Origin of the sequence: Leptolyngbya sp. FACHB-711, assembly GCF_014695615.1 — a bacterium.
GTDB lineage: Bacteria > Cyanobacteriota > Cyanobacteriia > Elainellales > Elainellaceae > Leptolyngbya_A.
The window spans coordinates 1-2,630 of record NZ_JACJOR010000327.1; the positions used below are offsets into that span (position 1 = coordinate 1).

Consider the following 2,630-nt stretch of genomic DNA (forward strand, 5'->3'; position numbering starts at 1 on the left):
AACAGTGGATCACAAAATTTTTACGCCTGCTCCCGTGACCCTGTGCTAGATTGGGCGTACCTGCCCTACAGTCTATTCCCTTCGGTTCAACCCAGATTATGGCAATTACAAAGCGTGGTCTCCTCCTCGGCGCAACAGCAGCAGCAGTGACGGCGGTAACGGTGACGGGTGCAGGACTGCATCTGTCTCAGGGACAAGCCTTTTTTCAGGAAAGCCCCAAAGAGCTGGTCGATGAAGTTTGGCAGCTGATCGATCGCAATTATGTAGACGGAACGTTTAACCAGGTAGACTGGCGGGCAGTGCGGAAAGAGTACCTGGGTCGGGCTTACAGCAGCCGTGAAGAGGCATATACCGCGATCCGCGAAATGCTGGAAAAGCTGGATGATCCCTACACCCGCTTTATGGACCCGCAAGAGTTCCGCAATATGCAGATCGATACCTCTGGTGAGCTTACCGGGGTTGGGATTCAGCTTTCGCAGGACGAAGAAACCAAAGAACTAATTGTTGTCTCACCGATCGAAAATTCGCCTGCCTTTGAAGCCGGAATTATGGCGCGAGATGTGATCGTCAAAATCGACGAGAAAAGCACTGAGGGAATGGACACCAATCAGGCGGTCACCCTGATTCGTGGACCTGTGGGAACTGAAGTTCGGCTTACAATTCGTCGGGGTGGCGAGGAAAAAGAATATACGCTGAAGCGCGATCGCATCGAAATCCATCCGGTGCGGGCTGAGGTGCGGCAGGAAGACGGCAAGCAAATTGGCTATATCCGCCTGAACCAGTTCAGCGCAAACGCCGCAGATGAAATGCGATCGGCGATCGAAGACCTGGAGTCAAAGAAAGTAGACGGCTATGTGCTCGATCTGCGGATTAACCCCGGCGGATTGCTCTACTCCAGCATTGATATTTCCCGGATGTGGATGAACGACGGCATCATCGTTTCGACGGTCGATCGCCAGGGCATTTCAGAGCAAGAGCGGGCAAACGGCACAGCCCTTACCGATAAGCCGCTCGTAGTCATCGTAGACGGCGGTTCTGCCAGTGCCAGCGAAATTCTTTCTGGCGCACTGCAAGACAATAAGCGAGCAGTTCTTGTGGGCAGCAAGACGTTTGGCAAGGGACTGGTGCAGTCGGTGCGCGGTCTGGGCGATGGTTCTGGACTGGCGGTGACGGTTGCTAAGTATCTCACGCCAAGCGGACGCGACATTAACAAATCGGGCATTGAACCCGATATCAAGATCGAACTCACCGACGAGCAGCGCGTCAAACTCTTTGGTGCAGATAACGAAATTGGTACAGAAAACGACCTTCAGTACACCAAGTCGCTTGAGGCACTCAATCAAAGAATTGCTCAGTCTCAGCAGGGCAATCAAAACACGGCTGCAACACAACCTTAATCCGTCTGCGTCTGTTTTTTGTATCTGCTTTTTTGCGTCTGCATTATTGCAGCAACAGTTGATCGGGGGTTTCAGGCTCCCGATTTTTCATTTGCAAATGAACTGCTGCGTTTGCGCTTTCACTTTTGCATCTAGCGTTTTCATGCTGCGTTGCTGCAAAATTCGCACAAAGATTGCCCTTGCCTTTGCGCTTGGGCTAACCGCCATTCGCACGATCGGATTTATTGTCTATCCGCACCACCCGTAAATTTAATGGGTTTTGCAATTTGCCAATCATCGCGCTCGCGGCAAAAGCAATGCAGGTCGATCGAGAAAAGTGCATCGAAGCGGCAGCCGCGGACAATATGACGAAGCCTATGGATACAGAGTAGTGAATTTCCCTGTTGCGGGTGTGGCTGGGTTGGTTGAGGGGTGGATGAGTTGATGAGCAAATGGTGAGGCGGTAAGGAGGAAGTAGGAAGGGGCAGCGGTAAGGGGTAAGGTTTGTGAGGAATGCCAGACTTTCGGTAGAGTGAAAATATACTTTGAGAACGTCGACTTTTGGGAGAGCGATCGACAGACTAAAGACTACGCAACTATCACTCATCGATTTCTCGCCGTGTTTTCAACCATCTTCATGACGACTCCTGCCAGCCTGGAGGATATTGAGGTTCAACTGCTGCTTGAAGCGATCTATCGCTACTACGGGTATGATTTCCGTAACTATGCACCATCGTCTCTGAAGCGGCGAGTTCGTCACTTTTTGCACAGTGAGGGGTTGCCCACGGTTTCGGCACTGCAAGCAAAGATTTTGCACGATCGCACCTGTCTCGATCGATTGCTGCTGGGGCTAACGGTAAACACAACGAGTATGTTTCGCGATCCCAGCTTTTATGTTGCCTTTCGCGAACAGGTAGTGCCACTGCTGAAAACCTATCCGTTTATCCGCATCTGGCACGCGGGCTGCTCAACCGGGCAGGAAGTTTACTCAATGGCAATTCTCTTGCAGGAAGAGGGCATTTATCATCGCTGCCGCGTCTATGCCACCGATACCAACGAGCAGGTGCTACAAACTGCCCGCACTGGGATTTTTACCTTAGATAAGATGCAGGAATATACGCAGCTTTACCTGAAAGCAGGCGGCAAGCAATCATTTTCCGAATACTATACTGCCGATTATAAAAATGCTATCTTTCGATCGTCTTTAAAAGAACATCTGGTGTTTGCTCAACATAATCTTGTAACTGATGGATC

General features: G+C 50.8%; 2 protein-coding genes. Both read left to right on the plus strand.

Annotation, left to right across the window (positions count from 1 at the left end):
* Positions 1-98: 98 nt before the first annotated feature.
* Positions 99-1,397: a carboxyl-terminal processing protease CtpC gene (gene ctpC, locus H6F80_RS13410; protein WP_190792043.1), complete on the plus strand. Its 1,299-nt coding sequence runs from the start codon at positions 99-101 to the stop codon at positions 1,395-1,397.
* A 598-nt stretch (positions 1,398-1,995) separates the two neighbouring features.
* On the plus strand, positions 1,996-2,630 hold a 635-nt coding region (locus H6F80_RS13415; protein ID WP_518523576.1), incomplete at its 3' end, for a CheR family methyltransferase.

Coding starts and splice junctions, on each gene's coding strand:
- ctpC (WP_190792043.1), top strand. CDS start 99: ATGGCAATTACAAAGCGTGGTCTCCTCCTCGGCGCAACAGCAGCAGCA.